This is a genomic window from Burkholderia sp. 3C (genome assembly GCF_054589155.1).
Window position 1 is genome coordinate 17924 of sequence record NZ_BAAILN010000009.1, and the last position, 24276, is coordinate 42199.

At 56.3% G+C, this 24276-nt stretch carries 19 protein-coding genes and 1 pseudogene; 4 read left to right on the plus strand and 16 right to left on the minus strand.

The window, feature by feature from the left end; genetic code table 11:
* Window positions 1-178 precede the first annotated feature (178 nt).
* From ACYP33_RS00585 to ACYP33_RS00610, 6 genes are all read right to left on the minus strand, one after another.
* A complete protein-coding gene (locus ACYP33_RS00585; protein ID WP_459618993.1) occupies window positions 179-1552 on the minus strand; it encodes a sigma-54-dependent transcriptional regulator in 1374 nt (457 codons plus the stop codon).
* Window positions 1549-3234 carry a sensor histidine kinase gene (locus ACYP33_RS00590; protein ID WP_459618995.1) on the minus strand — a complete coding sequence of 562 codons (1686 nt, stop codon included), beginning with the start codon at window positions 3232-3234 and terminating at the stop codon, window positions 1549-1551. The genes ACYP33_RS00585 and ACYP33_RS00590 overlap by 4 nt, the downstream gene beginning before the upstream one ends.
* A gap of 934 nt (window positions 3235-4168) precedes the next feature.
* Window positions 4169-5068: a LysR family transcriptional regulator gene (locus ACYP33_RS00595; protein ID WP_459618997.1), complete on the minus strand. Its 900-nt coding sequence runs from the start codon at window positions 5066-5068 to the stop codon at window positions 4169-4171.
* Between the two features lie 108 nt (window positions 5069-5176).
* On the minus strand, window positions 5177-6184 hold the full coding sequence (locus ACYP33_RS00600) for a zinc-dependent alcohol dehydrogenase family protein (protein WP_459618999.1): 1008 nt from the start codon (window positions 6182-6184) through the stop codon (window positions 5177-5179).
* A 42-nt stretch (window positions 6185-6226) separates the two neighbouring features.
* Window positions 6227-6622, minus strand: coding sequence for a nuclear transport factor 2 family protein (locus tag ACYP33_RS00605; RefSeq protein ID WP_459619001.1), 396 nt, complete (start codon window positions 6620-6622; stop codon window positions 6227-6229).
* A gap of 1027 nt (window positions 6623-7649) precedes the next feature.
* Window positions 7650-8243, minus strand: a complete 594-nt coding sequence (locus ACYP33_RS00610; protein WP_459619003.1) for a hypothetical protein — start codon at window positions 8241-8243, stop codon at window positions 7650-7652.
* 755 nt (window positions 8244-8998) lie between these two features.
* Between ACYP33_RS00610 and ACYP33_RS00615 the strand changes: the two genes are divergently transcribed.
* The gene (locus ACYP33_RS00615; protein WP_459619005.1) at window positions 8999-10489 is read left to right on the plus strand and encodes an amidase; all 1491 of its coding nucleotides are present in this window, start codon (window positions 8999-9001) and stop codon (window positions 10487-10489) included.
* 84 nt (window positions 10490-10573) lie between these two features.
* Here ACYP33_RS00615 and ACYP33_RS00620 read toward each other — a convergent pair whose 3' ends face one another.
* Complete coding sequence (locus ACYP33_RS00620; RefSeq protein ID WP_459619007.1) at window positions 10574-11152, minus strand: chlorite dismutase family protein; 579 nt, start codon at window positions 11150-11152, stop codon at window positions 10574-10576.
* Window positions 11153-11469: 317 nt separating this feature from the next.
* Window positions 11470-12051, minus strand: a complete 582-nt coding sequence (locus ACYP33_RS00625) for a YceI family protein (protein WP_459619009.1) — start codon at window positions 12049-12051, stop codon at window positions 11470-11472.
* A gap of 463 nt (window positions 12052-12514) precedes the next feature.
* On the opposite strand from ACYP33_RS00625, the gene ACYP33_RS00630 reads away from it, so the two are divergent.
* Window positions 12515-13507, plus strand: coding sequence for an alpha/beta fold hydrolase (locus tag ACYP33_RS00630; RefSeq protein ID WP_459619011.1), 993 nt, complete (start codon window positions 12515-12517; stop codon window positions 13505-13507).
* Between the two features lie 261 nt (window positions 13508-13768).
* Here ACYP33_RS00630 and ACYP33_RS00635 read toward each other — a convergent pair whose 3' ends face one another.
* The 8 genes and pseudogenes from ACYP33_RS00635 to ACYP33_RS00670 all read right to left on the minus strand — a co-directional run bounded on the left by ACYP33_RS00635 (window position 13769) and on the right by ACYP33_RS00670 (window position 21190).
* Window positions 13769-14170, minus strand: coding sequence for a hypothetical protein (locus ACYP33_RS00635; RefSeq protein ID WP_459619013.1), 402 nt, complete (start codon window positions 14168-14170; stop codon window positions 13769-13771).
* A gap of 301 nt (window positions 14171-14471) precedes the next feature.
* Window positions 14472-15293 carry an IS3 family transposase gene (locus tag ACYP33_RS00640; protein ID WP_459619015.1) on the minus strand — a complete coding sequence of 274 codons (822 nt, stop codon included), beginning with the start codon at window positions 15291-15293 and terminating at the stop codon, window positions 14472-14474.
* Window positions 15290-15508, minus strand: a pseudogene (locus ACYP33_RS00645) (DUF1153 domain-containing protein); the annotation flags it as partial. The gene ACYP33_RS00640 and the pseudogene ACYP33_RS00645, both read right to left, overlap by 4 nt.
* Before the next feature lie 541 nt (window positions 15509-16049).
* Window positions 16050-17567, minus strand: a complete 1518-nt coding sequence (locus ACYP33_RS00650; protein ID WP_459619017.1) for a hypothetical protein — start codon at window positions 17565-17567, stop codon at window positions 16050-16052.
* Window positions 17558-18154: a hypothetical protein gene (locus tag ACYP33_RS00655; protein WP_459619019.1), complete on the minus strand. Its 597-nt coding sequence runs from the start codon at window positions 18152-18154 to the stop codon at window positions 17558-17560. The genes ACYP33_RS00650 and ACYP33_RS00655 overlap by 10 nt, the downstream gene beginning before the upstream one ends.
* 1057 nt (window positions 18155-19211) lie before the next feature.
* Entirely contained in the window at window positions 19212-19925 is a 714-nt protein-coding gene (locus tag ACYP33_RS00660; RefSeq protein WP_459619021.1) for a hypothetical protein, read from the minus strand.
* A gap of 183 nt (window positions 19926-20108) precedes the next feature.
* A complete protein-coding gene (locus tag ACYP33_RS00665) occupies window positions 20109-20357 on the minus strand; it encodes a hypothetical protein (RefSeq protein WP_459619023.1) in 249 nt (82 codons plus the stop codon).
* Between the two features lie 164 nt (window positions 20358-20521).
* The gene (locus ACYP33_RS00670; RefSeq protein WP_459619024.1) at window positions 20522-21190 is read right to left on the minus strand and encodes a GntR family transcriptional regulator; all 669 of its coding nucleotides are present in this window, start codon (window positions 21188-21190) and stop codon (window positions 20522-20524) included.
* Between the two features lie 176 nt (window positions 21191-21366).
* On the opposite strand from ACYP33_RS00670, the gene ACYP33_RS00675 reads away from it, so the two are divergent.
* Both ACYP33_RS00675 and ACYP33_RS00680 read left to right on the plus strand, forming a co-directional pair.
* Window positions 21367-22557 (plus strand): mandelate racemase/muconate lactonizing enzyme family protein, encoded by a 1191-nt coding sequence (locus ACYP33_RS00675; protein WP_459619025.1) that lies wholly within the window; start codon window positions 21367-21369, stop codon window positions 22555-22557.
* A gap of 70 nt (window positions 22558-22627) precedes the next feature.
* Entirely contained in the window at window positions 22628-23968 is a 1341-nt protein-coding gene (locus tag ACYP33_RS00680) for an MFS transporter (protein WP_459619027.1), read from the plus strand.
* Window positions 23969-24276: the final 308 nt, after the last annotated feature.

Consider the following 24276-nt stretch of genomic DNA (forward strand, 5'->3'; position numbering starts at 1 on the left):
CGCAGGGTGGATCGGCATCTGACGGTAGCTAGTGCAACTTGCATGCCAACGTCGACGTACCTGCGCAGAACCCCGTGAACATAGGGGGTGTCGCCCTTCGACGCGCATGTGGGCGACGAAAGGCGAGCGGCATCCGCTCAACGCATCGCTCTGGTGAGCGCCGTCGAGCGCTATCCGCTCAACTCAGCTTGAGCCGTTGCAGCCTTCGCTTGAAGGCGTGACGCGAGATGCCGAGCCGATCCGCCGCACGGCCTTTGTGGCCGCCGGTCGCGTGCAGCGCCTCGGCAATCAGTTCCCGCTCGGTTCCGACGAGCGTCTGCGCGATCGACATGACGTCCGTTGTGCGCACCGGTGGGGAGAGGGGACTCGGATCCGCGGTGTCCCCCTGTATCGATACGATTTCAGGCGGGAGATGCGCCGGTTCGATTTCCATTCCCGGATAGAGAATCGTCAGCCGCTCGATCAGGTTCTTCAGTTGGCGAACGTTCCCGGGCCAATTGCACGCGCGCAGATGGCGCGCGCTCGCTTCCGAAAAAACGATGGGCTTGACGTGTTCCTCGGCGGCGCACGTATAGGCGCAATGCCGTGCAATCGCAAGCACGTCGTCGCCGCGCGCTCTCAAAGGCGGCACGACCAGCGTGATGACGTTCAATCGGTAGAACAGGTCTTCGCGAAACGTTCCTCTCGCCACCTCGCTTTGCAGATCCCGGTTGGTGGCTGCGATCACGCGCACGTTGGCAATCAACGTGCGGCCGCCACCCACCGGGCGGTAGTGTCCGTTTTCCAGAAAGTGCAGCAGCTTTGCCTGCAAGGGCAGCGGCAACTCGCCGATTTCGTCGAGAAAGAGCGTGCCGCCATCCGCGAGCGCGACCAGCCCGACGCGTCGCTGATGCGCGCCGGTATAGGCACCCTTCTCTGCACCGAAGAGTTCCGCCTCGATCAGTTGCTCCGGCAACGATGCGCAATTGATCTCGATGAACGGGCCTTGGGAACGCGACCCGCGGCTATGGACCGCCTTCGCGACCAGCGTCTTGCCCGTGCCTGACTCGCCGAGCACCAGAATCCTGGATGCATTGCTATTCCCCACGCGATCGATGGTTGCCTCAAGCGCCTTGATGACCGGGCTGGCTCCAAGTATTCCGCCCTTGCGCACCACCTCGTTGCGATGAAACTCGATCTCGTTTTCCATCCGCGTCCGGTCGAGCGCACTGTCGATGCAATGAAACAGGTCATCGAGGTCGAACGGCTTGGTCAGGTAGTCGGTCGCGCCGAGCTTGACCGCCTTGACGGCGGCGCGCGTGTCGCCGTGGGCCGAGATCATGATGATCTGCGGACGATGGTCGCGGCCCGAGAGCGCCTCGATGACATCGAGCCCGCTCATGTCCGGCAACTTCAGATCGAGCAACATCACATCGGGCGAGACATGCCCGACCATGTCGAGCGCCACGTTGCCCGACGCCGCCGTATGCACCACGAAGCCCTCTTCTTCCAGCGCGAACGTCAGGGATTTGGCGAGGCTCGTCTCGTCGTCGACTATCAGAATGGTCTTCATGGCTCTGCTCGATGGGTGACCGAGAAACTCAGCATGACCGAGGTGCCTTGGCCCGCCTGGCTGTCGATGCTCATGTCACCGCCATTGAGTTCGACCAACTGCCGGGCGATGCTCAACCCCAATCCCACTCCCCGGCTCTTGGTCGTGAAAAACGGCTCGGTTACCCGCTTGCGAATATCCTCGGGAATACCGATTCCCGTATCGCAGATCTCGATCGAGATCGCGTGATCGCTCCGGCTTGCCCGCAGCAACACTGCGCCTTGGGCGCCGGTCGCCTCCACGGCGTTCAGGACGAGATTGACGAGGACCTGGATGATCTGGTCACGATCGATGAAGAACAGCAGCTTCGACGCGCCAAGACAAGTCAGGTGGACCGCCTTGCGGTCCGCCGTGCTCTGCGTAAGCTGGACGACCTTGTGAAACAGTTCGCCCGCGTCTACATACGTGCGTTGCGGTGCGCGGGGGCGACCGAAATCGACGAGGTCGGACACGACTCCGGCCAGGCGGTCGATCTCGCTTTCCATGTCCTCCAGCAGCGCCCTGCGCTTGGCATCGGCTTCACGCCGGCCCAGCGCCTGGCTGGTCGTCTTGAGCGACGCGAGCGGATTGCGCACCTCGTGCGCGATCCGGGTCGCGAACTCGCCGAGCACGGCCAGGCGCTCCATCTGCACGGCCTCGTCCAGCGTCTGCTGCAATTTTCCCGACATCGTGTTCAACGCGCGCGATACCGCCGTGATCTCGTCGTCTCCGTCTTCTGGAATTCGATGCCCCCATCTGCCGGACGAGATCGCCGTGGTCGCGCTGAGCAGCGGTTTGATCCGTGTCCGCATTCGACCCGATAGCGCGAGATAGAACCAGACCATGGCGACCACGCCGACGAAGACCGCCAGTAGGAGCGCCCTACGCTCGGATTCGAGCGAGCCGACCACTTCGCCGGGCTCGACTTCGAGCAAGGGCTTCCACCCCGCGATGAAATCCGGACCATCCAGCAGCTTCTGATGCGCAACGACCACCCGGCCTACGTTGTCGATATCGCCGGCTGGCGTGCGCAGCAACGGGCGCAATGCCCCGATCGCCGGGGTCGCGCCGAGTTGTTCGCCCAACGATGCGAGTCGTACATGAAGCGCGACGAAACTGAGGCGCCCCGCCGAGTCCGCCGAATTCGGTATCGACTGCTTCAGCAGGAACCAGCCCGATTCGTTCCCCTGAGGCGCAACGGGCCCAAGAATCTCGGCCTCTCCCAGTCTCGCGACCGGAAGCGCCGCGATCTCGAACGGACGCTCGCCCCAGTAGGCCCGCCCGGAGGCGGCTTGCCCTGGAATCACTCGTGTCAGGTGGCCGTCGCCCCTGAAGAACAAGATGCCATACAGGTCCGGCTGATCGGCCTCCACCTGTAGCAGCGCGGCAATGTCCGGTGGCGGACGGCGTTGGCCATCGCGAGCTATTGCGCCTATGCCGGGGTAGTTGGCGATCGTCTCTGCCTGATACCGCCGATTCTCCATGAACGTAGCGAGCCGGCTCACCGTCGCGGTAAAGTGCGCGCTCACGCGCTCACCCAGCATCCGCTCGAACGCCGTGTTGGTCAGCCGGTCATAAAGGAAACCGATACCCAGCACCGGCACGACGGCCGCCGCAATGGACAGGAGCAGAAAGCGGCGAAGGACGCTCTTCCTGAGAATCATGCCGGTGCAAGCAGGCGCCGCTGCAACATAAAAAACCCAGACAAGCTGACAAGAACGACCGTGCCCCGATCACTGCAACTCGAGCGATGATCGGGCGTCTCCATGAGGAAGATGGGACCGACAATCAGTGCAGCCAATCATCCGAATTCTGTTGGTTTTTATCGATGTGGAGCCGGGCGGAGACGCAAAGTCCCTATCCACGCTCCTTCGAGACATTCGCCTCGCAAACATCGCAACGATGATATCGAGCCGCTCGAAAAAGTCTTCGGCGACGCTCGGATATCGCTCGAATCGCGGCTAGTCTCATGTTTTTAAATAACTTATTTTGTACTATTGAGACGAACGACACAGGCACTTCTTGAGTTTGTGCGACAGCGTGACATGCGCCGGTATCGAACGTTGAACCACACCGAAGATCTCAGAGGCGGGTTGGTATAAGTTAATGCTGGTGCGTCAGCGGCATTTTTGAATTGGCTATAGCAATGTGCGGCAGCGGGCGGGATGTCGCCGACCTGACTCCATCAGCCGACGATGGCTACGTACAAGGCGGCGGAGCTGTGCCACGTAACGCATCTCGCATGCGACCTACTACAACGGGAAAGCGGAGTTCTGCGGGGTACTAAGCAGGAACGACGCCCCTCCGAATGGCTGAGCGTCTCCGCGATCCTCGATGCGCTCGACCATGCCCGCATGTGATGCGTCCGTCGCGCTATGACCCGCAGCAATGTTGGACTGGCCTCGTAGCTGCCTCGCTATCTCGACGGCGGTATCGCTCGTTGCGCAATGGACTTCCGCACGTGAATCCGCTGCGGCTCGACCGACGACTTTAGCCTGACCGCGTGGCCTGCTATTTCAATATCGCCGATGGACTTTTAGCAAAGTCCTTCTAACCCCGCTCCCTGAATTTCGCAGAGGTATCCGCTATTGCTCGATGTTATTTCGAAGCTTGTTCCGCAAAGCGTCGAATGAGCCAGGAAGCGGCTGGGCCGGGAGGTGCATCGGTGCGATATATCGCACTTAATCCATACCGCCCGCCGTCCGATTCAGCCAAATTGAGTTTTACCAATCTGCCCGCCTCGAGGTCAGCGCGCACCATAGGTTCAGGCATGTTGCCCCATCCAATCCCTGCAACCAGCAATGCATGCTTTGCACCAAGATCGGCCAAACGCCATGTCCGAAGACTGAGTACGCCGAAGTCATGGCCCTCCGTAATCGGCGAGCGGTCCGTTAAGACGAGCTGTACATGCCTGCGCGTATCTCCTGGATCCGGTTCTCCATTCTGGAACAGGGGATGTGAAGGAGAAGCTACTGGGACGAGCTCAACATGGCCAACATGAATCTGCTCGACACCAGCAAAGGGCAACTGCAGCGGACCACTGATGCCAATATCGGCGCCACCTCCATGAACGAGATGCGCAACCGCACCCAGTGCCTCGACATGAAGCTTGATTGTGACCGTCGGAAACTCGACTTCGAAGGCTTGCAGGGCATCGACCAGCCGTTCTATTGGGAGCATGACGTCCACAGCCAGCACCACTTCTGCCTCGAGCCCGGCAACGATGCCTTGCACGCGCGCGCGTAGGTTATCAACGCCGTCGCATACCGTTCGCGCTTCCGTTAAAACAGCGACGCCGGCCTCTGTCAGAATTGGTTTTCTGGATAACTCGCGGTTAAACAGCAAAACACCCAACTGGGATTCCAACGAGGAAATCGTGTAGCTGACCGCTGATGTTGCTCGACTCAACTGTCTGGCTGCCGCAGAAAAGCTCCCCGCCTCCACAACAGTCAGAAAAACCCGCAACTGATCTAGACTTGGTGCTCCTGGGCTGCGCATAACAACCTCCAATAACCGTTACCACTGTAGGCCAACCCATCAAGCCGCAGTAAGCTCACGGCACATATCTAACTCGCCGCAATAAATAATATTTTCAGGAAAAATCCGTTATATGGAAATGCCAATCTTTCCGAAATGGCTGTTTTTTTCCTGATGACGAAACGCGGCCGCGAGATCCGACAAACCAAAGCTACGATCAATCACAGGATGCAATCCCGTCGCATCGATGCCCCGAATCATCTCAACTTGTTGAAGACGGCTACCTACAATAATGCCTTGCAAACGCGCTTGTTTTGCCATCAATTGAACGGTTGGTACGTGCCCTCCCCAGCCCGTATGAACGCCAATGAGAGCAATCATGCCACCCAAACGGACAGCTTCTATTGATTGCGCCAATGTCCCTGGCCCACCAAGCTCGATGACTTGGTCAACACCCCGACCATCGGTGAGTCCAAGCACACGACGCCCCCATTCCGGGCATGTCTTGTAGTTGATCGTGTAATCAGCACCAAGCTTGCTGGCTCGTTCGAGTTTCTCGTCGGACGAAGACGTTACGATCACGGTTGCACCCATGCGTTTCGCGAATTGTATCGCGAAAATCGACACTCCCCCGGTGCCTAATACCAATACCGTATCACCCGCCTGGATTTGCCCTTCGACAACCAAAGCTCGCCAGGCAGTAAGTCCCGCTGTCGTCAAAGTAGCGGCCTCGGCGTGCGTGTACCCACGTGGCGCATGTGTGAACGAACGCGCCGGTGCATTCACCACCTCACGAGCATATCCATCGACACCATCACCGGGAACGGACGAAAAATCAAGTACAGGAGGGCGACCAAGCTGCCAGATCGGCGAGAAGCATGAAACGACACTGTCACCAGGTTTATATTCCGACACACCGGATCCGACTTCTTCAATTACGCCCGCCCCATCGGAGAGAGGAATCAGCCGATCTTTGATTGCACCGGAAATCGTCGCAACGTTGTAGTCATGATAATTTAGCGAACTCGCATGAAGCCGTACTCGAATACACTCGGGGCCGGGTTTGCCTGGATCGTCAATCTCGGCCATCTTCAGATTTTCAAGACCACCTGGGGCACGCAACAAAATTGCTTTCATATTCGCAATCAGATATCAATTAGCTATCTATTCGTTATAAACTCAAGACTGAAACGCCGCAACAACCCGCGATGGATCAAAATACTCTCGAATCAATACGATTCTTCCATGCTCGGCACGTAGATAAACAACATACTCCTGGTTGTAGAATTTCCCGGTGCTTACCACGATCCCTGCCCCAACGAGTTCGGCAATGACGGCATCCTCGCCTTCGATTTTATGAAGCTTCGAGATTTTTACGCTGAATCCGGTTACAGCGTTCAAAAATCCTTTGACGCCGGCGGCTATCGCCTCGATGCCGTGGAGAGGGCTACTCACTCCCGCCGAAGCGCCATAAACGAACACCATCGTGGCATCTTCGGCGTATAGCGCTCGCCACGCGGAGAAATCCACCAACATCTCACGGAGATGTGCTTCGAGAAGATCGGTTGCATTCATGGCACAACAACTCCCACCAGCACGTTCGGCATGGCTAATATCCCTAAGAAGACGTCAACAAAGCTGACGTGATTGCTTCATGAGCATGCAACGTATGCGACATGCTTCATTTGCGACTGCGAATTTACCCGAGATGTATCGATAAAAATAGTTGTATATTTTCGATCATTTCGTTCAAAAAACTTGAACGATCAGGCAAATCTCGGACGTATCCAGCAGACGCCAAGAAATTCGTCCAAATCTGGAGATCTTCCACATGCATGTTGGATTTGGCCCGGAACGCTTGCGGGAGTTCGCCAGTTTCGCAGGTCCCAGCCATCACATCGCGACGCTGATGGACCTGGCTGCTGCGTCGCCTCTTCAATCAACGCGGCAACGTCGACCGAATGCGATTTGAACACCGCGTCGTGGCTTGCTCCCTCGAAGCCACTCGTCGTGGCGTGCGCACAGGCCGCATACATGTGACTTGGATCGATACCCTGTCGACCTTGGCTACATGTCTCAGTTGGGTTTCGTCCTTCATGCCGGAGCCTGACCTGCGTCGAGAACGCCGAAGCGGCAGGCGGTATTTACGCCTGTGCCTCGAAATCGACCTGTGCTCGAGGAAGATCGCCCGCAATTGAGCCAGCGACGTCTCCCTACCTTGAGTAACGCGATGCTGAAGGGACCAATACCGCTACCCGCCTTGCTAACGACCCGCTCGTGCGTCTCAATCCGCGTGGCCTCGTAGGCACTATTGCCCGCCGGCGCGCTGACCGGTGCGTTCAGCCTGCTCAGGCAGCGCTTCCAGACGCGATTGCATACGTTTGTGGGATGCCCGTTTATCGACAACATCTGGAAAAACAGACCCGCGAAGTATCGTCGGCAAGCCGTCTCTGCGGAGCGTCGCTTACCACCGCACCTCCAGCGAGTGCAGGGTTTACGCGCCACTCATCGTCTTGACGAACTAACACTGCGGCCTTCTAGCGTTCTGAGAATCACGTGCCTCAATGAGACAGGGCACGTGATTCTCCTCGCAGATCAATCCTCAACGACCTTGATTTCTCTTTGATCGCCTAGGCTTTCGTGGAACCTTTTTTCCCAAGACTTGTGCGACATTTTTTTGATATTCCCACTCGATCATCTCGACGTCATAAAGAGTGCGGCCATGGCCGTATCTAGTCACGTATCGATATCCTCTCGCCAACATGTCGAGCTGATGCCATTGTTCAACAGTATCGCAGCCATAGAGTCCCATTACCTGGAGGGAGATCTTGCGGCGTTCCGGGCTGCACCCGAACCCCGAGCTTCGTAGCGCCCAATAGACCCTATCGGCGTCCGGGTGGGCCAAGTGCGGTACGAGCCTATCACTGAATTTTCGACACATTACCTCGACGGAATCATTTTCATCGAAGTAGGACACATTGAGTGTGTGCCCGATATCGCGAAGCAAAGTTGACCACTGGCGGTATCCGAACAGCATCGCAACCAGTAAGTGGACTCGCTGGAGGCCAAGCTTACTGCGTGTGCCGTCCGATTCGACATACTCCAGTGAATAGAATCGAAAGAAGCGGAAAAGCGAAAAAGCAGACTGTCGCGCGTCGGCGATACTGCGGAAGGGATGAACGGGATGTGCATTCATATCAACCTCATGTGTCCAGCGGGTCGACGGGGGCTCGCTCACCTATAACCCGCAACAATGAGTTGACGTAGGAACAATTAGGTACAACACAGACCCAGATGGGCTTCTCCAATGCGAGCGGAACGCTTCTGCTAGCGATGGCACGATCTTAGCAGAAGCAGCTCGCTCGCTCTTGGAATCGGTGGCACGACCGATTCAACAAAACCGATAAAGCCGCTTCGGGTTACCAACCAGGACGCGGTGGCTGGAGCCTCCTTAAACACAGGCCCCGATCGCCAACATGACCGAAGGCGGCGCCAAATGCGCAACCTGCCCTAAGCAACGCGTGGACCGCCACATAAATGGCAACGGCTCGATCACCATCGAGCTTCCCGTGATGTTCGATCGTCAAGAACGTCGAAGTAAATCGTGCGTGCTTACATCACCTCTCCGTTTTCCGAGGAGGCAAAACTCGAATCCAGACGATTCAACGACGTCGCATCGCGCGGCATGATGCCCACACAGAGAGCAGGGCCGAAATAGATAGATTGGCTTACGCCTTGTTTGGATAACAGCATGCCGAAAGCGTATCGGGTGTTGCGATTCAGCAAATCAGCATGCCGGAACAACTCGACAAATACTTGAGGCTCGCAGGCCCGGCGATGGCCGCAGATTGCGGCCGCGTCATCGCACACCGCGCCGCGACCGCGCAATACGCCTAGAGCGCACAGTGACGAACGAATTCCCGAGCCTGTGAGTGGGACGAATAGGACGATATGACGTACGACGATTTGCCGCTCAGCGCGGCGTTGATTGCAGAGCTGGTTCGCACGAAAGCTGTTTCCCCCGTCGAGGTCATGGAGCGCGCCCTCCAGCGCATCGAGCGCGCAAATGACCAGCTCAACGCGTTCGTCTATCTGAACCCGGAGCACGCAATGGAACGCGCGGTGCAGCTTGAGGGCCGCATCATGAGAGGGGAAGTGGTGGGCGCGCTAGCCGGCGTACCGACTGCGATCAAAGATCTGTTCTGTTTCTATCCTGGTTGGCCAGCGACGTTCGGCGGTCTGTCGGCAATGAAGAATTTCCGCTTTGATGCAGCGGCGTCTTGGTATCCGCAACGCATCGAATCTGCAGACGCGATCGTCGTTGGCATGACGAACGCACCGGCGTTGGGTTTTCGCGGTACGACCGACAACGTGCTTTTTGGCCCGACCCGCAATCCGTTTGATTTGACGCGTAACAGCGGCGGATCGTCGGGCGGGAGCACAGCGGCGGTGGCGGCCGGGTTGATTCCGGTCGCGCATGCAAATGACGGCGGGGGATCGATTCGTATCCCCGCGTCATGGTCCGGTGTGTTTGGTTTTCAGCCCTCGCAAGGCCGCGTTCCAATCGTTGCGCGTCCCAATGGATTCGACGGTGTTTCACCGTTTATCTTCGAAGGACCGGTATCGCGCAGCGTCGTCGATGCGGCGCTCGTCATGTCGCAACTGGCGGGATACGATCCGCGCGATCCGTATTCAAGGTCGGATCGGGTAGATTGGATCGGTGCGACGAACTGTCCGACCCGCGGCATGCGCATCGGTTACACGGACGATTTTGGCGTGTTTCCCGTCGATGCTGCAGTCGCTAATGTCGTACAAAGTGCGGTCAAAGCGTTCGAACTTGCCGGAGCTCATGTTGATCGGGTATCGATCAAATTGCCTTATTCACAACAAGAGCTTAGCGCACTGTGGTGCCGTTCGGTCGGCTTCAGAATGGCGGCGGTAATCGACGGCTTTCGTGCCGACGGGATCGACCTGACGGTCGCAGGTGCCGGTGTGCCGGAAGCAGTCTTCCAGTGGGTGGACGTCGCACGCGCCATGTCGCCAGCGGATATTGTTCGTGATCAGATCATGCGCACCGCCGTGTTCGACTCCTTCAACGCTGCATTCGACGATTTCGATATCGTGGCCAGCCCGGTGCTTGGTTGCTTGCCGGTCAAGAATGCGGATGAACGAGGTAGCACTGTAGGGCCCTCACAGATCGGCGGCGCGCAGGTGGATCCGTTGATCGGGTGGTGTATGACGTATTTGACGAATTTCTCAGGGCATCCCGCTGCATCGATACCGGCGGGCTTTTCATCCGATGGCCTGCCGGTCGGCATGCAATTGATCGGCAATCGACACGCCGATTTCGACGTGATGCGAGCAAGCGCAGAGTTTGAGCGGATCCGGCCATGGGCGGCCAGCTACCGTATCTGCAACGAAAACCTGTTTTCTCAGGAATGACTGTAGAAGGCCACTTGAGCAATTTGACCGTGACCCAAAATGAGTCGCGGTCGAAAGTAAAGTGGACCGGCCGGCCGGATACGGTCAGCGGCTTGGGGCGCGCTCCAGACGGATCTCCGTTTCCCGATCGACGTATTTCCATTCCTCGGTCTCGCGCAGCGCGGCAAGCAGGTCGTCGAAGCGCGCCCGCTCCGCCGGGGCGAACTCAAACCAGGTCAGGAAATCGAACGGCTCTTGCTCCGACAGATCGCGGCAATGATAGAGCTTTCGAGCGATCGCCGGCAGATACTCAAGGCCGATTTGGATATGCCGCGAGCGCGTCTCCAAGATCTCGCGGCGCTCTTCCTGAGTGAGCAACCACCAGTCCACGCGCTTGCGTATCGGGATCAGCGCAGCGTAGGTGGCGGCGTCACGCCCCAAGCCCGGCTGCGACGCGACGAGCGCGGCCTTCTCGTCGCGACTCGTATATCGCTCGTTGCTGGTGACGCCACGTAGAGACCAAGCGGCCGAGGAAGGCAAGTCAGACGACGCTACCGAGCCATCCAGTGCCATCAGCGCCGTGATGGCCGGCAACGCGTCTCCGGCGACGGCCTGCATCGCGGCGACGCGCCATGTGCCCGCGTCCGATCCGACAAATGAAACAAGGCGACCTGTTGGATGCATGGCGTGCTCCTCCGTTTTGAAAGTGGAATGCTTTGGGTGAGTTGCCAGTCGCGCCGGCAGTCCATTGCCAGTTCGGTCCACCTTCCGCGTCGGTTACACACACATGACGGGCATAGGAGGTTCGACTCTAGGTATCAGACAGCCCGGTCCTGGGCACGCAGCCCGTAGGCCGCACGACGCAATGCCAGGACACGCTAAAGCGACTCGTCGCCGAACACCACCCGTAGCCGGAAGCACAGATATTTTTCACGTTTATCCATGCCGCGGATCATCCGGAACTGCGAATGCAACGAGGCGCCGCGTCGGAGAAAGCCGCCTTACTGTTTGATCCCTTCCGCCTGGATCTGCAGCGTGGTCTTCATGTCGAAACCATACGATTTACCCCAGTCGACACCATAATCGCTGCGATCCAGCGTGGCAGTCGCCTCGGTCCCGCAGACTTCCCGCTTGAGCAGGGGATGCTGAATGCATTTGAACGATTCGATATGCAGGTTCAGCGGCTTCGTGATGCCGTTCATCGTGAACGTGCCGATCACCTCGGCCGGCTTGCCGTTCTCGAAGCGGATGCGTGTGCCCTGGTAGGTGGCGGTCGGATACTTCGTCATGTCGAAGAACCCTGGTTTGCGCACCCACTGGTTCAGTTTCTCGTTCCCGGTGTCGATCGAAGTCACATCGATCGTCACCGAAAGCGTACCGGTCTGCGCGGCTTCGTCGAGTACGACAGTGCCGCTGCTCTTCGTGAATTTCCCTCGCCAAATCGACAAGCCGCCGAAGTGATCCGTCGCGAAGCTCGGATACGTGTGGTCAGGATCCAGCTGATAGGTGTCCGCCGCCGAGGCAGTCGTGCAGAAGGTCGCGGCCAGCACGGCGGTCGCCAACATCGGAAATGCTCGTTTCATGAAATTCTCTCGGGAGTTCGTGTGTAGGTGCAACCGAATGACGCTCTGCCATTGCTTGATCACGATGTGCAACGTAAAAGGATGACTTCGGTGGCGAAGCATGACCTGTTCCGGTTCTTTGTTGAATACACCAAAGCTGAGGTACCTTTCCTCGGAAACCGATGAACTGCGCAACCCACGACTTTTCTCGAATACTCGCTAGCACGCTCCAGACGATAGCCGTCCACTTCAGTGCGGTTTCCCAACCAAACAGAGTCTGCCGACCAGAAGATCCAGTGGTCCGCTGGATAACACCTTCATCGCCGCGTTCCCCGCTGCCTTCTAAATTTTCAGTAACCTTCAAAAACCTATTGACAGGTTACACAAGCATCCGTAACCTCAATGATGATTTTTTCTGGTTACAGAAGGAGGCCACACGATGCTTCTGTAACATAATTTGCGAGTCACTCATGCTCGCTTTGTCATGGAGAAACTGATTGTGAAGCTGAGTTACCTTCTTCTGAGCGCGCTGATGTCAGTGGGAATCGTCAGCGAAGCTAGCGCCGCAAGCGGCCAAGCTACCCGGGTCGGCCAAACGCAGGCCATCAACCGAAATGTGAGCTTTCACTACCTGCAAGTAGGTGACGTCAACGTGTTTTATCGAGAAGCCGGCGACCCTTCTGCACCGACGGTTCTGTTGTTGCACGGCTTTCCAACATCGTCATTTATGTACCGAGACTTGATACCGATGCTAGCCGACCGGTATCACGTAATCGCACCGGACATGCCGGGCTTCGGCTTTACTGAAAGTCCGCCGCGTGGCCAATATGACTATACGTTTGACAACCTCACCAAGACCATCGATGCCTTCACCGAGAAACTGAAGCTGAATCGCTATGCTATTCAAGTATTCGATTACGGTGCGCCTGTGGGTTGGCGTTTGGCGGTGGCGCATCCTGAACGAATCACTGCTATCGTCTCGCAGAATGGCAATGCTTACGAGGAAGGTCTAAGCGACGGCTGGGCACCGATTCAAAAATACTGGAAGGACCCGTCGGAGGCCAACCGCGATGCGCTGCGTCCATTCTTTAAACTCGATGCGATCAAGTGGCAATACACACACGGCACAAGAAATCCAGATCAAGTGGCTCCAGAGTCCTACACGTTGGATGCAGCGTTGATTTCGCGGCCAGGAAATGAGGAGATCCAGCTTGACCTGTTCAAGGATTACGCGAATAACGTCGCGCAATATCCTAAATATCAGGCCTATTTCCGCAAATACCATCCACCCATCCTCGCGGTATGGGGGAAGAACGATCCGTTCTTCCTCCCACCGGGAGCGGAAGCGTTTAAACGTGACGATCCAAATACGGAGTTGCACTTCTACGACACGGGTCACTTCGCACTCGAAACCGATGTCGCAACCATGGGGCCAGTGATTCGAAGTTTCCTGGATCGGAATATCCCCACGAAGTAAGCTGAGTATTGAGCCACAGGTCGGTATCCCCAACCAGCCGGAAAATGCAAAGCGTTTTCCGGTAACTCGTTACTTGGGAAAAATTATTAGCGATCCCTTGCTGATCGAGATACTTCCGAATCGGCGTCCACTGGCCATAAGCGAGCAGAACCTCATAGATGTCCGGATTGTCTGGTAACGGTCCGCCCGCGCCAATCATATCCGAGAGCGGAAACCCGGTCGCCTCGCCCGTCGGTAATTCCAGTGCTACGTCTGACATAGTTACTTCTCTCCTGTGTGGTACTCGCTGCGAGCACCAGCGCTTTCCTCAGCAACGGCACGGTATGCTTTGTGGTTTCTGCGGGCGATATAAATTACCCACATCCCGATTGGGCAAAGTAAGCCGGTGAAACAAAAGATAACGCCAATGACCAACGGCAGAACGACGGCGGACTTTCCACTCACTCTCTTTGTCTTGTTCTGGTAAGCAAGCCCACGCAGAAGACCCCGCTTCTCGATTCCGGCAACTACAACCTCATCACCGTCGGATATCGCCACTACTTCAGGGAGCAGGAGCGATATTGGCTGCCCTCTTAGTTCGAATATAGCGGCATGGGTTGGCCCGGCCATTTCAGCAGCATGACGAACCCCAAGCGCCGTACCGCTAACCGACTTCAATCTCATTATTCTCTCCCGATTCTTGTTGTCGACGAGGCCGACCCTCACGCGTAGATGTCGTCGTAGCGCGCATAATGCCTCGCGCCGATGACGTCAGCCTTGTTGTCTTCTTATGCGACTCGCTTGATCGCGAACAGGCGTTCGAGCACATCGTCCAAATTGCCCAATATCTCGAAGGCGCTCTTCGTTAGCGCCCGCTGATTCGACCGTTCGGCCGTCACCCCTTACGCGTTTGCTCGAGTGTGCCGCCCAAATCCATATTTGGCTAGGTCGGGCAGTTGTAATAACCCAGCCAAACCTGCTCAGGTTAAGCGGCTAAAACAAACGCCTCGGCCGGGGTCTTCATCTTCAGCGATTGATGCGGTCGCCGGTGGTTGTAGAACTGAATCCAGTCGGCGATGGCTCGGCTCGCATGCTGTAGCGATTCGAAGCGTTGCCGGTGTACGCACTGCTCTTTCAGCGCCCTGATCACCCGCTCCACCATGCCGTTTTGCTGCGGGCAATGCGGCGTGATGAACTCCTGCTTCTGGCCGTAATCGCGCACCAGCTTCGTGTACGTTCGGCTCGTGAAAACCAGGCCGTTGTCGCTCCTCAACAGGAATGGCGTCGATACCCGACCCAGCGTGCCGAACTGGGCAATCAACGCGTGCTCCAGCGCGCTGGCCGCAGTCGTCGCCTTGCCGCTTCGAGACAGGTGCCAGCCCAGCAACTCGCGCGTGTAGCAATCGATGACCAAGGCCAAGGTTGCCCAGCCATCTCGTCCTGCCCAGACGCGGCACATGTCGGTCGACCAGCGCTCGTTTGGCTTGAGCGCAACCGATGGCATCGATTGCACGCGTGGCCGAAAGCCAACCGGCCGCTTGCGCACTTGCCAGCCCATCAACTGAAACACACGTTGCATCGTGTTCTTATTGAAGCCCAACAGGTGTGCCACGGTCCGATAGCCGAACGACGGTGACTCCTCGATCATCGCCTTGATCGGCTCCGAGAAACGCGCTTGCACGACCAGATGTGCCTTGACTGGCCGGTAATACACGGTTCGGCGCGGCACATCGAACCACCTGCAGAGCTTGGAAATCGAAACGACTACGCCTTCTTCTTTCAGTCCCTGCTGGATCGTTTCGATCACTTCTCGTCCTCGCCCAGCAGGGACTGCAATTTTTTTCTGGCGCGCAACTCCAGCATGGCTTCGCCGTAGGCCTCCTGCAACTCCTTGATCTGCCGCTCGTACTGCTCTTTGACGTCCAGCGAATTGGCGCGAAGCGCGTTCTCCATGCCTCGCTTGCCGTCGTCCACCGAGTTCTCGACCTCGGAGGGCGACAGGTCATAGGTTCGGCTGGCTTGGGGTATTTCAGGCAAGCCACGCGCCAAGCGCAGCGTTGACGACGCGTTCGCCCGTACGGACGCACCTTGGCAAATTGATACGGGAGCGCGATGGAGTCGCCGCTCCGCGAGTAAAAAGTGGACTTCGTTCAGTCCGACCTGTTTGAGCGCGACACGGCGAGCCGGCCGAACATCAAGCCGGGCTCGCATGGCGCGTCGAAGGTCAAAGGGGTTTCACTGAGGCCTGATTCGTCAAGCCTGTCGTTCCCGAGCAACGTCCATCAAGTAGCCTAACTCGTAGGAGTTGAAGCAAGCCGGAGGACGAAATCATCAACACTCTCGCCTTATCGCCGGGTAAAGGCTGGCACGATGCGAGCGACCCCGGGCCAAATGTCGGCCCAGATTGGTTTGCGAGCAAAATCCCACTCTGCTGAAATTCAACTACCGAGATACTTCCGCCACTCGCCTGCGCTATCGAAACCAATCCCATCAATAGCAAAAATCCCGTCAACTTCGCCATACAAATCTCCCGATAATATTAACTTAGCCGCAGCGTGACAATTTAAGCAGCAGGAATAGGCTTGCATATCTTAAGCTTCACCATTCTATTGACTACTGCAAATTGGAGCTCAGGCCAGCCAGGTACGGACTTGATGGACGATCCCTCGTCGTATACCTCTAACACCGCTTTACCGGGAGGAAGGCTATTGACTGCATTTCGAACCGAGTCCTCTAGTTTTGCATGATAGACGACATGAGTTCGCGGGAAAGTCTCCGAAAAATTCGTCGGATAACTCTGCGGATCGGGTGGGCTCATCGAAAAATTCATGGAGGCATCATAATAATTGGACCCCCATTTGGTAGTCGATGAAATCAGGTCCCCGGCACCGTTATACGTCTCTTCAATTTGAGTGTATGCAGACACCATCGGCCAGACACCCATAATGAGTCGGTACAATCCACTGTCTGGATTTGACGCATCCGCTGAGTATGGGAGAAGACGATTCAGCGCTTTGGTGGATTCTGCCGAATAAAATTGCACTTTCGGATCAAAGTAGGCGCCGGCCGCGTTCTTTAAAAAATCAGTCGAACCTCCCTCCTGGCAATAGTTAATCAGTGACCATGGAGCCGAGCAAACTTGGCTGGGTATGAAACTAGCATCCTGCTCTCCGCCGCCCCAGCCAGCAGAAATGGCTACGCGTTGCTTAACTAGCCAGTCATAAGTGCTTTCCGGCTCTTCGATTTGAGGAAGAGTCGAAGAGATCGCAGAGAAAATTTGGCCTCTCAATGGGAGAGAACCTTTCATATATGTTTTCAGAAAAAGGTGGCCACTAATATCATCCGGATTAAAAGGAACCGAAACATTAGCCGGAAGGACATTGCCCGTGGCGAGGCGCAGTGCACCTATAACGACGTCTGAATCAGATGTGAGGTAACTTCCGCCACCCAGGATTTGCGCTGCGGGCGAGGCTACCCCAATAACCTTTATATTGGCTGGCTTAACACCTGGAGCAGAAATCGCCCGTTGATATACCGCGTTGGAGTACAAATTTCCCTGCGAATGCGCAACTATTAGTACTCGGGTACCGTCATTCAATATAGTGCTCGTTACTTGCGCCACCTGCGTTTGCACATTTGCGTCCGCGTACGCGGTGGTCGACGCCACATCGCCTCCAATCCTTGAGGCGCTGTTCGCGTTCACCTCGGCCACGGCTTGTTGAGCCTGCGAAAATAGTGACGGGTCGATGCCAGTCGACAACCCGACCACAGCTCTCATCAGAATGGTCCAGGTTAGATTCGGATTTTCTGACAACTTTTGCTTATACACCCGCATTAGGTCATCAATAATTCCGCCAGTCTGATTAGCCATATTCGAATAATCAACCGGAACGCCATTAAATTGACTCCCAACCTGGGAAGCAATCACCTCCCGAGCGGCCACCATATCGTCAATTGTGTTTAGGACGCCGTTGCTAAAAAATATTTTATACGGAGACTGGCATTTGTTGGCACTTGCGTTTACTGCATTGGGCAGCGCCAGCAGCGCGACTGACATTAAAGCAACCTTGATTATTCGCATGAATCCCCCTTTGGGGCGTCGATGATGCGACCCGCGTGAAGGTCGACAGCTTTCCAGTAAGCCCTGAATCTTTCCTCAGTATCCACTGTCATCGCCGTTACAGACTTCAGCTCGTCCGCCCGATCCACCCCGATAAGCTTAAAGACACAAGCTGCCTTCACCATCAGCTTGTCGCCCGCTTGAATCGCCCCTGCTCGCGTCCCTCCATACTCGATAAAATCTTGTTGGGCAGCGGCATAATTTATAAACGCCGCCCTTGTCTTTTCATCTTTGTAATTTTGATCGATATATTTGAGAATATCGTCTCTAACTCGATATTTGTTTGTGACTTTTCCTCGAAGACTTTCATCATAAGCCGAGCTTTCCGCGCTATTCAAGGAGCTCGCAAGCGAACCATTCCGACCCGAATGGGATGAGGCGGTCGTCGGTGATTCTTGTTTTTCATTTTTAACCTGCGACGACGCAGCCTGCGCACCATTTGCACCTTGCCCCTCGTCGGCCGCCTTAATGTCTCGAATTACGAAAACAATAACAGCGATCCCGACAAATCCCGCACCAATTACGCCCAACCAATTGGCCCGTTTCATGGCTCCCCCTTTTTATTCGATAATACAAGCTACTACATTTCTATTAAATTTCAAGATGTTTTCATTTTGTAATTTCAAGACAGACGTACAGCCGTGACAGGCAACCTCTTTTTGTTATTAAAGCATCGGTCCTACGACGCCTTTTCAATCTCTTCAACCGGATAGCAACCGCCACTTCGTTTTATATCAAAATGAAGATCACAAATTTCATTGAATGACGGTCACCTCGCGAGGCAGGCGCGCGGACTGACGCCCGAAGGAGGGAGGCTTGCGCGGCGTGGCGCGAGGCGAAGCGCGAAAGGCGAGGCCATAGCGCAGCGCAGGGAAACGCCCGCCGACGGCTCTCGTTGCCGCGCGAGTGCGCTATGCTTTTCACATCAATGTCTGCATCAACTCCGGCACATGCTGATACGAGAACAAGGACGCTGCGTCATGCTGTTGCGCGCAGCGAAACACCCACGCGGGGCACGCCATAGTAAGGCAAGGCTTCTCCGATGAGGCCGACGGCACTGGCCCAGAGCCATACGCGAACCGGTGAATTTTGGGGCGGCGACGGTGTGCAGGCGGATGGGCTTACAGCAGAGACCTCGCAGGAGTGCAAGGCGCTCGAGCGATGGCTAGCAGGCCGTTGAAATACCAAACCGACTGACGCATTTATCTCCCCCGCGATCCAGAAAAGCGTTCGCGTCGCGCTCGATTCCGATATCGCGGCCGATTTTCTGCCCGTCAGACCACTTTTATGGCGGCATCTCGCCCCATCAGGTGGCCTGCGGGCGCAACGCCGCCGGCGTCCTCAAGCGTGTCAGGTTGTAGGCGGCCATCTTCGACGAACAAGGTTTTGCGCTCGGCTCGGTATGCGTGATGGATGTCAAACCGCGTCGTCCGAGCGAGCTGCATAAAGCGCTACTGCTGGATCTCTCTGCAATTGCAACGGACGAAATACGTCTCGCGAAATTTCGGCGCGAAGCATCCGCTGGTTAAGGTTATGGTTCGGCATACCGAACAATGAATTCCTGAATCAATTTTCCCGATCGCTTCCAACATTTCCATCGTCCAATCAAGCGTTCGAAATGGAATGCGGTCGGGCGACATTCAAATTGATGTCGGGGTGATCCATCAACATCATGAACTCGCGTAGCGGGTGCGAGTGCTCGCGCCACTCTTGATCTGCCCCGCCAACATCGAACGCCATAATTCGATGAGGAATGTTCATTGCATGGGCGAGTGGAATAAATTCGTTTTGACCAAAGACATCGCGAAAACGCAGCGCCGCGTATTGGCGATCGAGCGGCCTTCTTGCCGCTACAACCATCCACTCGATGCCTTCTTGCAAACAGAGCAGGTAGAAGGCTTTGAACAGGCCCATCTTGACCGTTTTACCTCGATCTCCCGCCACTACCGCTAGTCGGTTCGCATTGGCCATGCGGCCCGAGATCCACTCAGGCAGCCTCACCGATTGCGCGATGCGCAGTGGAGCGGCGTGATTGGTCTGAATCCGCATCGTTCCCAGCGGGCTATGGTCGGACTTTGACTCTGCGAGTAGCGTAAAGCTGTTCGGCCCGTAGTCGTCCGGCTCGGATTGCCGCATCGATGATGCGAACTCCGGAACATGGCGCATGTATGCCGCGTGACGCAACATCAACGCGCGCTCGAGTGCCTGATCATCGGCAACGATTTTTATCGTGAAAGCGAGGCATTCTTTTTTCCGATGGCGCTGGGTTGGGCCGGCCACGATCGCAGCTTCCGATCTCGAAGAAATTGGGCTTGTCATCGAAGATTAATGTCGATCCTATCGAGCCAGATTGGCTACCCCTTTATTCGCAGGATCGAGCCCAGTGGTTACAGTCGAAAAAAATTTCCCTTTAGCCAGCGCCGCTCCGCTTGCATTTCGCTACAGCGCAGCAGCAACGTGAACGGATGCGTGCCGATGGCACCGCTGTGCATTTGCACAGAGTCATTGAGACGAAATCGCGTCTATTTCCGAAACGTACCAGAACGCAATATCTGCAGGAATTGGTCCGGTGCATTGCCATCCCGGCAATGGCCGTGGATCGAGCCGGTCAGCTGTATAGGCCACCACTTCCCGCACAACGCCATCGCGCAGCACATGGGCCACCGTGACCAACCAACCGTCGTCGCCGATGTGGAAGGCGGTGCCGGTACTCAAATCTCCCACCGGCGTCTGCACCGTGATGCGAACCAAGGCTGGCTTGTAGCTTTGGATAGCGCCCGCAGGTCCATAACCGTCAGCCAGGTTATGCGATCAAGGTCAGCAGAACCTGCTGAGCGACGTCACTGGTGGCGCCGGGGATGTATCGGACTCCAGTTAGGCTCGACGAACCGTGGCAGGAGGCTACTAGCGCGCGGTTACTTCGCACTTGACTCCAACACCTTCATCAAGCGTTCTCCGTGCGATCGCGCCGAATCACTGGCCAGCCGCTCCGCCTCGAGCGCGTCCCCACAAGAAATTGCACTGGCCATCTGCTCATGCTCGGGCAAGATGGAGTTTGAATATCCCATCAAGCGATTCGTCGAGAGGATGTAGAGCTGGACAGCATCGCTGATCAAAGCGTATTGAGCGACGAGCCGCTGATGCCTTGAAAGCCTGACGATCGTCTCGTGGAATGCCAGATCTGTCCGGGCGATGCTGCGGCGATCCTGGGCAGCAATAGCCGACTTCAATTCCGCCAGTGCCCGATCTAGTTGTCCTCGACCCACATCGTCGATATGTTGCGCCGCAAGGCGTGCCGCCATCCCTTCAAGCGTGCTGCGAAGCGTATATAGCTCCCATGCATCCTCGGAAGAAAGAGAAAAAACCTCCCAGCCGGTGTAAGCGTGTTGAATCAGCAACCCCTCTCGCGCCAGCCGCTGCATACCAGCGCGCACGGTTGAGCGAGACAACCCTATCTGCGCAGCCAAACCGATCTCGGTGAGCTTCATTCCAGGCATCAGGTCGCCTGCGAATATGGCATCCCGAATCCAGTCGGCCGCCTGTTGATCCAGGCTTCGTTTGTCAATGGTTACGCGAGCATTCATGGAAAAGACCTATTGAAGACGACCATGATCACGTTCATCCGGCGCATCGTCAACAGTTAACAATCGGTAACATGTACCCAGTCGGTAGTGGTTAACACCCACTTGACCGTGAGGAGCCGCGAGGCAACACTGCGTTAATGTTAATTGTTAACAATTAATCATAGACAAAGGACATCATGAAAATTGAAAAAATCGAGACGATCGCCTGCGACGGTGGTTGGAGAAATTACTATTTCCTGAAAATAGTGACCGATGAAGGCATCGTGGGGTGGAGCGAATACGATGAGTCCTTCGGGCCGCCCGGGTTGACATCGGTCATCGAAAAACTGGCGACCAGACTCATCGGGATGTCCGTCTACAACCATGAGGAGTTGTACGGCCGGCTTGCTGCATCACTGCGTCCTGCTCCCCTCGGCTTGAGCGCCGAGGCCCTGGGTGCAATCGAAAATGCTCTGCTCGATGCCAAGGCCAAATCCTTGGGCGTCCCCTGCTATCAATTGCTGGGCGGCAAGCAACGAGATCATATTCCGATCTACTGGTCGCATTGCGCAACGTGGCGCATCACACACCCTACCCTCTACTCACCTGCCATTACGGATCTCGAAGGAGTCAAGAAGGCAGGTGAAGACGCACGAAACGCCAACTTCCGTGCGCTCAAGACGAATCTTTTCGTCAACCAGGATGGAAAACCTCGCCAATGGATGGCAGGTTTCGGCGCACCGTATCTGCCGGGTCTGAACGTCGACAAGGCACTGATCAGAAACATGCAGGCCCATCTTGGCGCACTCCGTGAAGGAGCCGGGGCCGACGTCGATCTGCTGATTGACCTTAACTTCAACGCTCGCACGGAAGGCTTTCTCACGTTGATTCGGGAGTTGCGGGATTTTGATCTGTTCTGGGTCGAACTCGATCTGTACAACCCGGAAGCGCTCGCACATATCCGCCAACGCAGCCATGCTCCCATCGCAAGCTGCGAAACGCTGCTCGGCATTCGCCAATTCCTTCCGTACTTCCAGGCGCAGGCCGTGGATGTGGCGATCATCGATGCGGTCTGGAACGGCGTATGGCAGGCGATGAAAATTGCCAACGTGGCCGAAGCCTACGATGTGAACATCGCGCCTCACAATTTCTACAGCCACCTCTCCACCATGATGAACGTCCATTTTGCGGCAGCGGTGCCTAATTTGCGCGTCATGGAAGTGGACGTCGATCGCATCGCTTGGGACGACGCGCTTTTTACCCAGACGCCGCAGATTATCGACGGCTCGATCAAGGTACCCGACGCACCCGGCTGGGGATGTGACCCGGTGGAAGAGATGCTGCTCGCACATCCCCCGCAAGCCAAGCGCAGTCACCTGGGACTTTGAACACAACGAACACCCGACCCATCGCGGTCTAGTGACTAAGCAATCACAACACAAATTTCGAGGTGCGATTATGACAATCGTTCGCTCTTCAACATCCGCATCTGCGGCGACGGATACCGGTACTCGCAGTGACATTCGTGCGGTGTACGCGAAGGTGACACGCAGGCTCGTCCCCTTCCTCTTTATCTGCTATGTCTTTGCTTATCTGGACCGCGTCAACATCGGGTTTGCCGCACTCTCGATGAAGGATGACCTCGGCTTCTCCGACACCGTGTACGGCTTGGGCGCGGGAATCTTTTTCCTGGGCTACGTTCTGTTCGAGGTTCCAAGCAATCTTCTTCTTGAAAAGATTGGTGCCCGCAAAACCATGATGCGGATCATGGTGGTCTGGGGATTGGTCTCGATCAGCTTTGTTTTCGTCAGAACTCCTCTTCAGTTTTACTTTGCACGTTTTCTGCTCGGGACTTTCGAGGCCGGATTTTTCCCGGGCATTGTCCTGTATCTGACTTACTGGTATCCGCCCGCGATGCGAGGCAAGATCATTACGATGTTCATGTCAGCGATCGCCGTCTCGGGTGTCATAGGCGGCCCGCTGTCAGGGTGGATTATGGCGAACCTGGGTCAATTACATGGCCTGGCAGACTGGCAATGGCTATTCATCATCGAGGGAATTCCGTCGGTCGCACTCGGGATTCTCGTGCTCTTCGTGCTGGCGGATCGCCCTGCCGACGCAAACTGGCTCACGGAAGGTGAAAAGCAGATCGTGATGGAAACCGTGAAGGGCGCGAAGCCCGTCGGGGAACGTGATCACTCTTTTGGTAGCACGCTGCGTGATCCGAGGCTGTACCTTCTCTCGATCGTGTATTTCACCATCGCGGCGGGGTTATACATCATCAGCTTCTGGCTTCCCACGATGGTCCGAAGTTTTCATGTCAGTGATCCGTTGCAAATCGGCGTCCTGACGGCCATTCCCTATCTGATCACTGCGATCTGCATGGTGCTCGTGGGCCGCCATTCCGACAAGACTCGCGAGCGGCGCTGGCATGTCGCTCTCGGCATGATCGTAGCCGCCGTGGGCCTCGTGGCCGTGACGTTGGTTCATACCAGCCTGACGATTGCCCTGTGCATCCTGACCGTTACTGCAATTGGCGTCTTATCGGCCATGCCGGTTTTCTGGACCATTCCCACCTCTTATCTGTCGAACTCGGGTGCCGCAGGTGGCCTTGCAGTCATCAATTGCATCGGATTGATTGGTGGATTCGCAAGCCCCTCTCTGCTGGGGTGGATCAAAACGGAGACGGGACGGCTCGATTTCGGTTTGTATGTGTTCGCGGTGGCACTTGTGGCTGCCGCGGCTCTCTTGATCGTCACGATGCCCAGGCATCTACTGCGAGAAGCGCAGTCCGATTGAGGAAAGAACCCGTGCCATAGAAAGCTCTACGGTGCGCAAAACCGCAAACCGTGCACGCGAATTTCAGGCTGCCATCAGGTTTCGGCAGCCCTGTCCGTAATTTCGTGCCCGTGGAAGCAAAGGCGTAAGAGATCGAGTTACAGCTGCAGGCGCCATTCGACCGCGAAAGGCCAATCTGAGCGGCTAGGCCCAGTTCCATGAGCCTCCCCCCTGGTATCAGGTCGCCGATGAAGATCACATCACAAATCCAATCGGCTTGCTTGTCGAAACTTTTCTTGCCGATGATCACGCGGGTACTTATTTAAGAA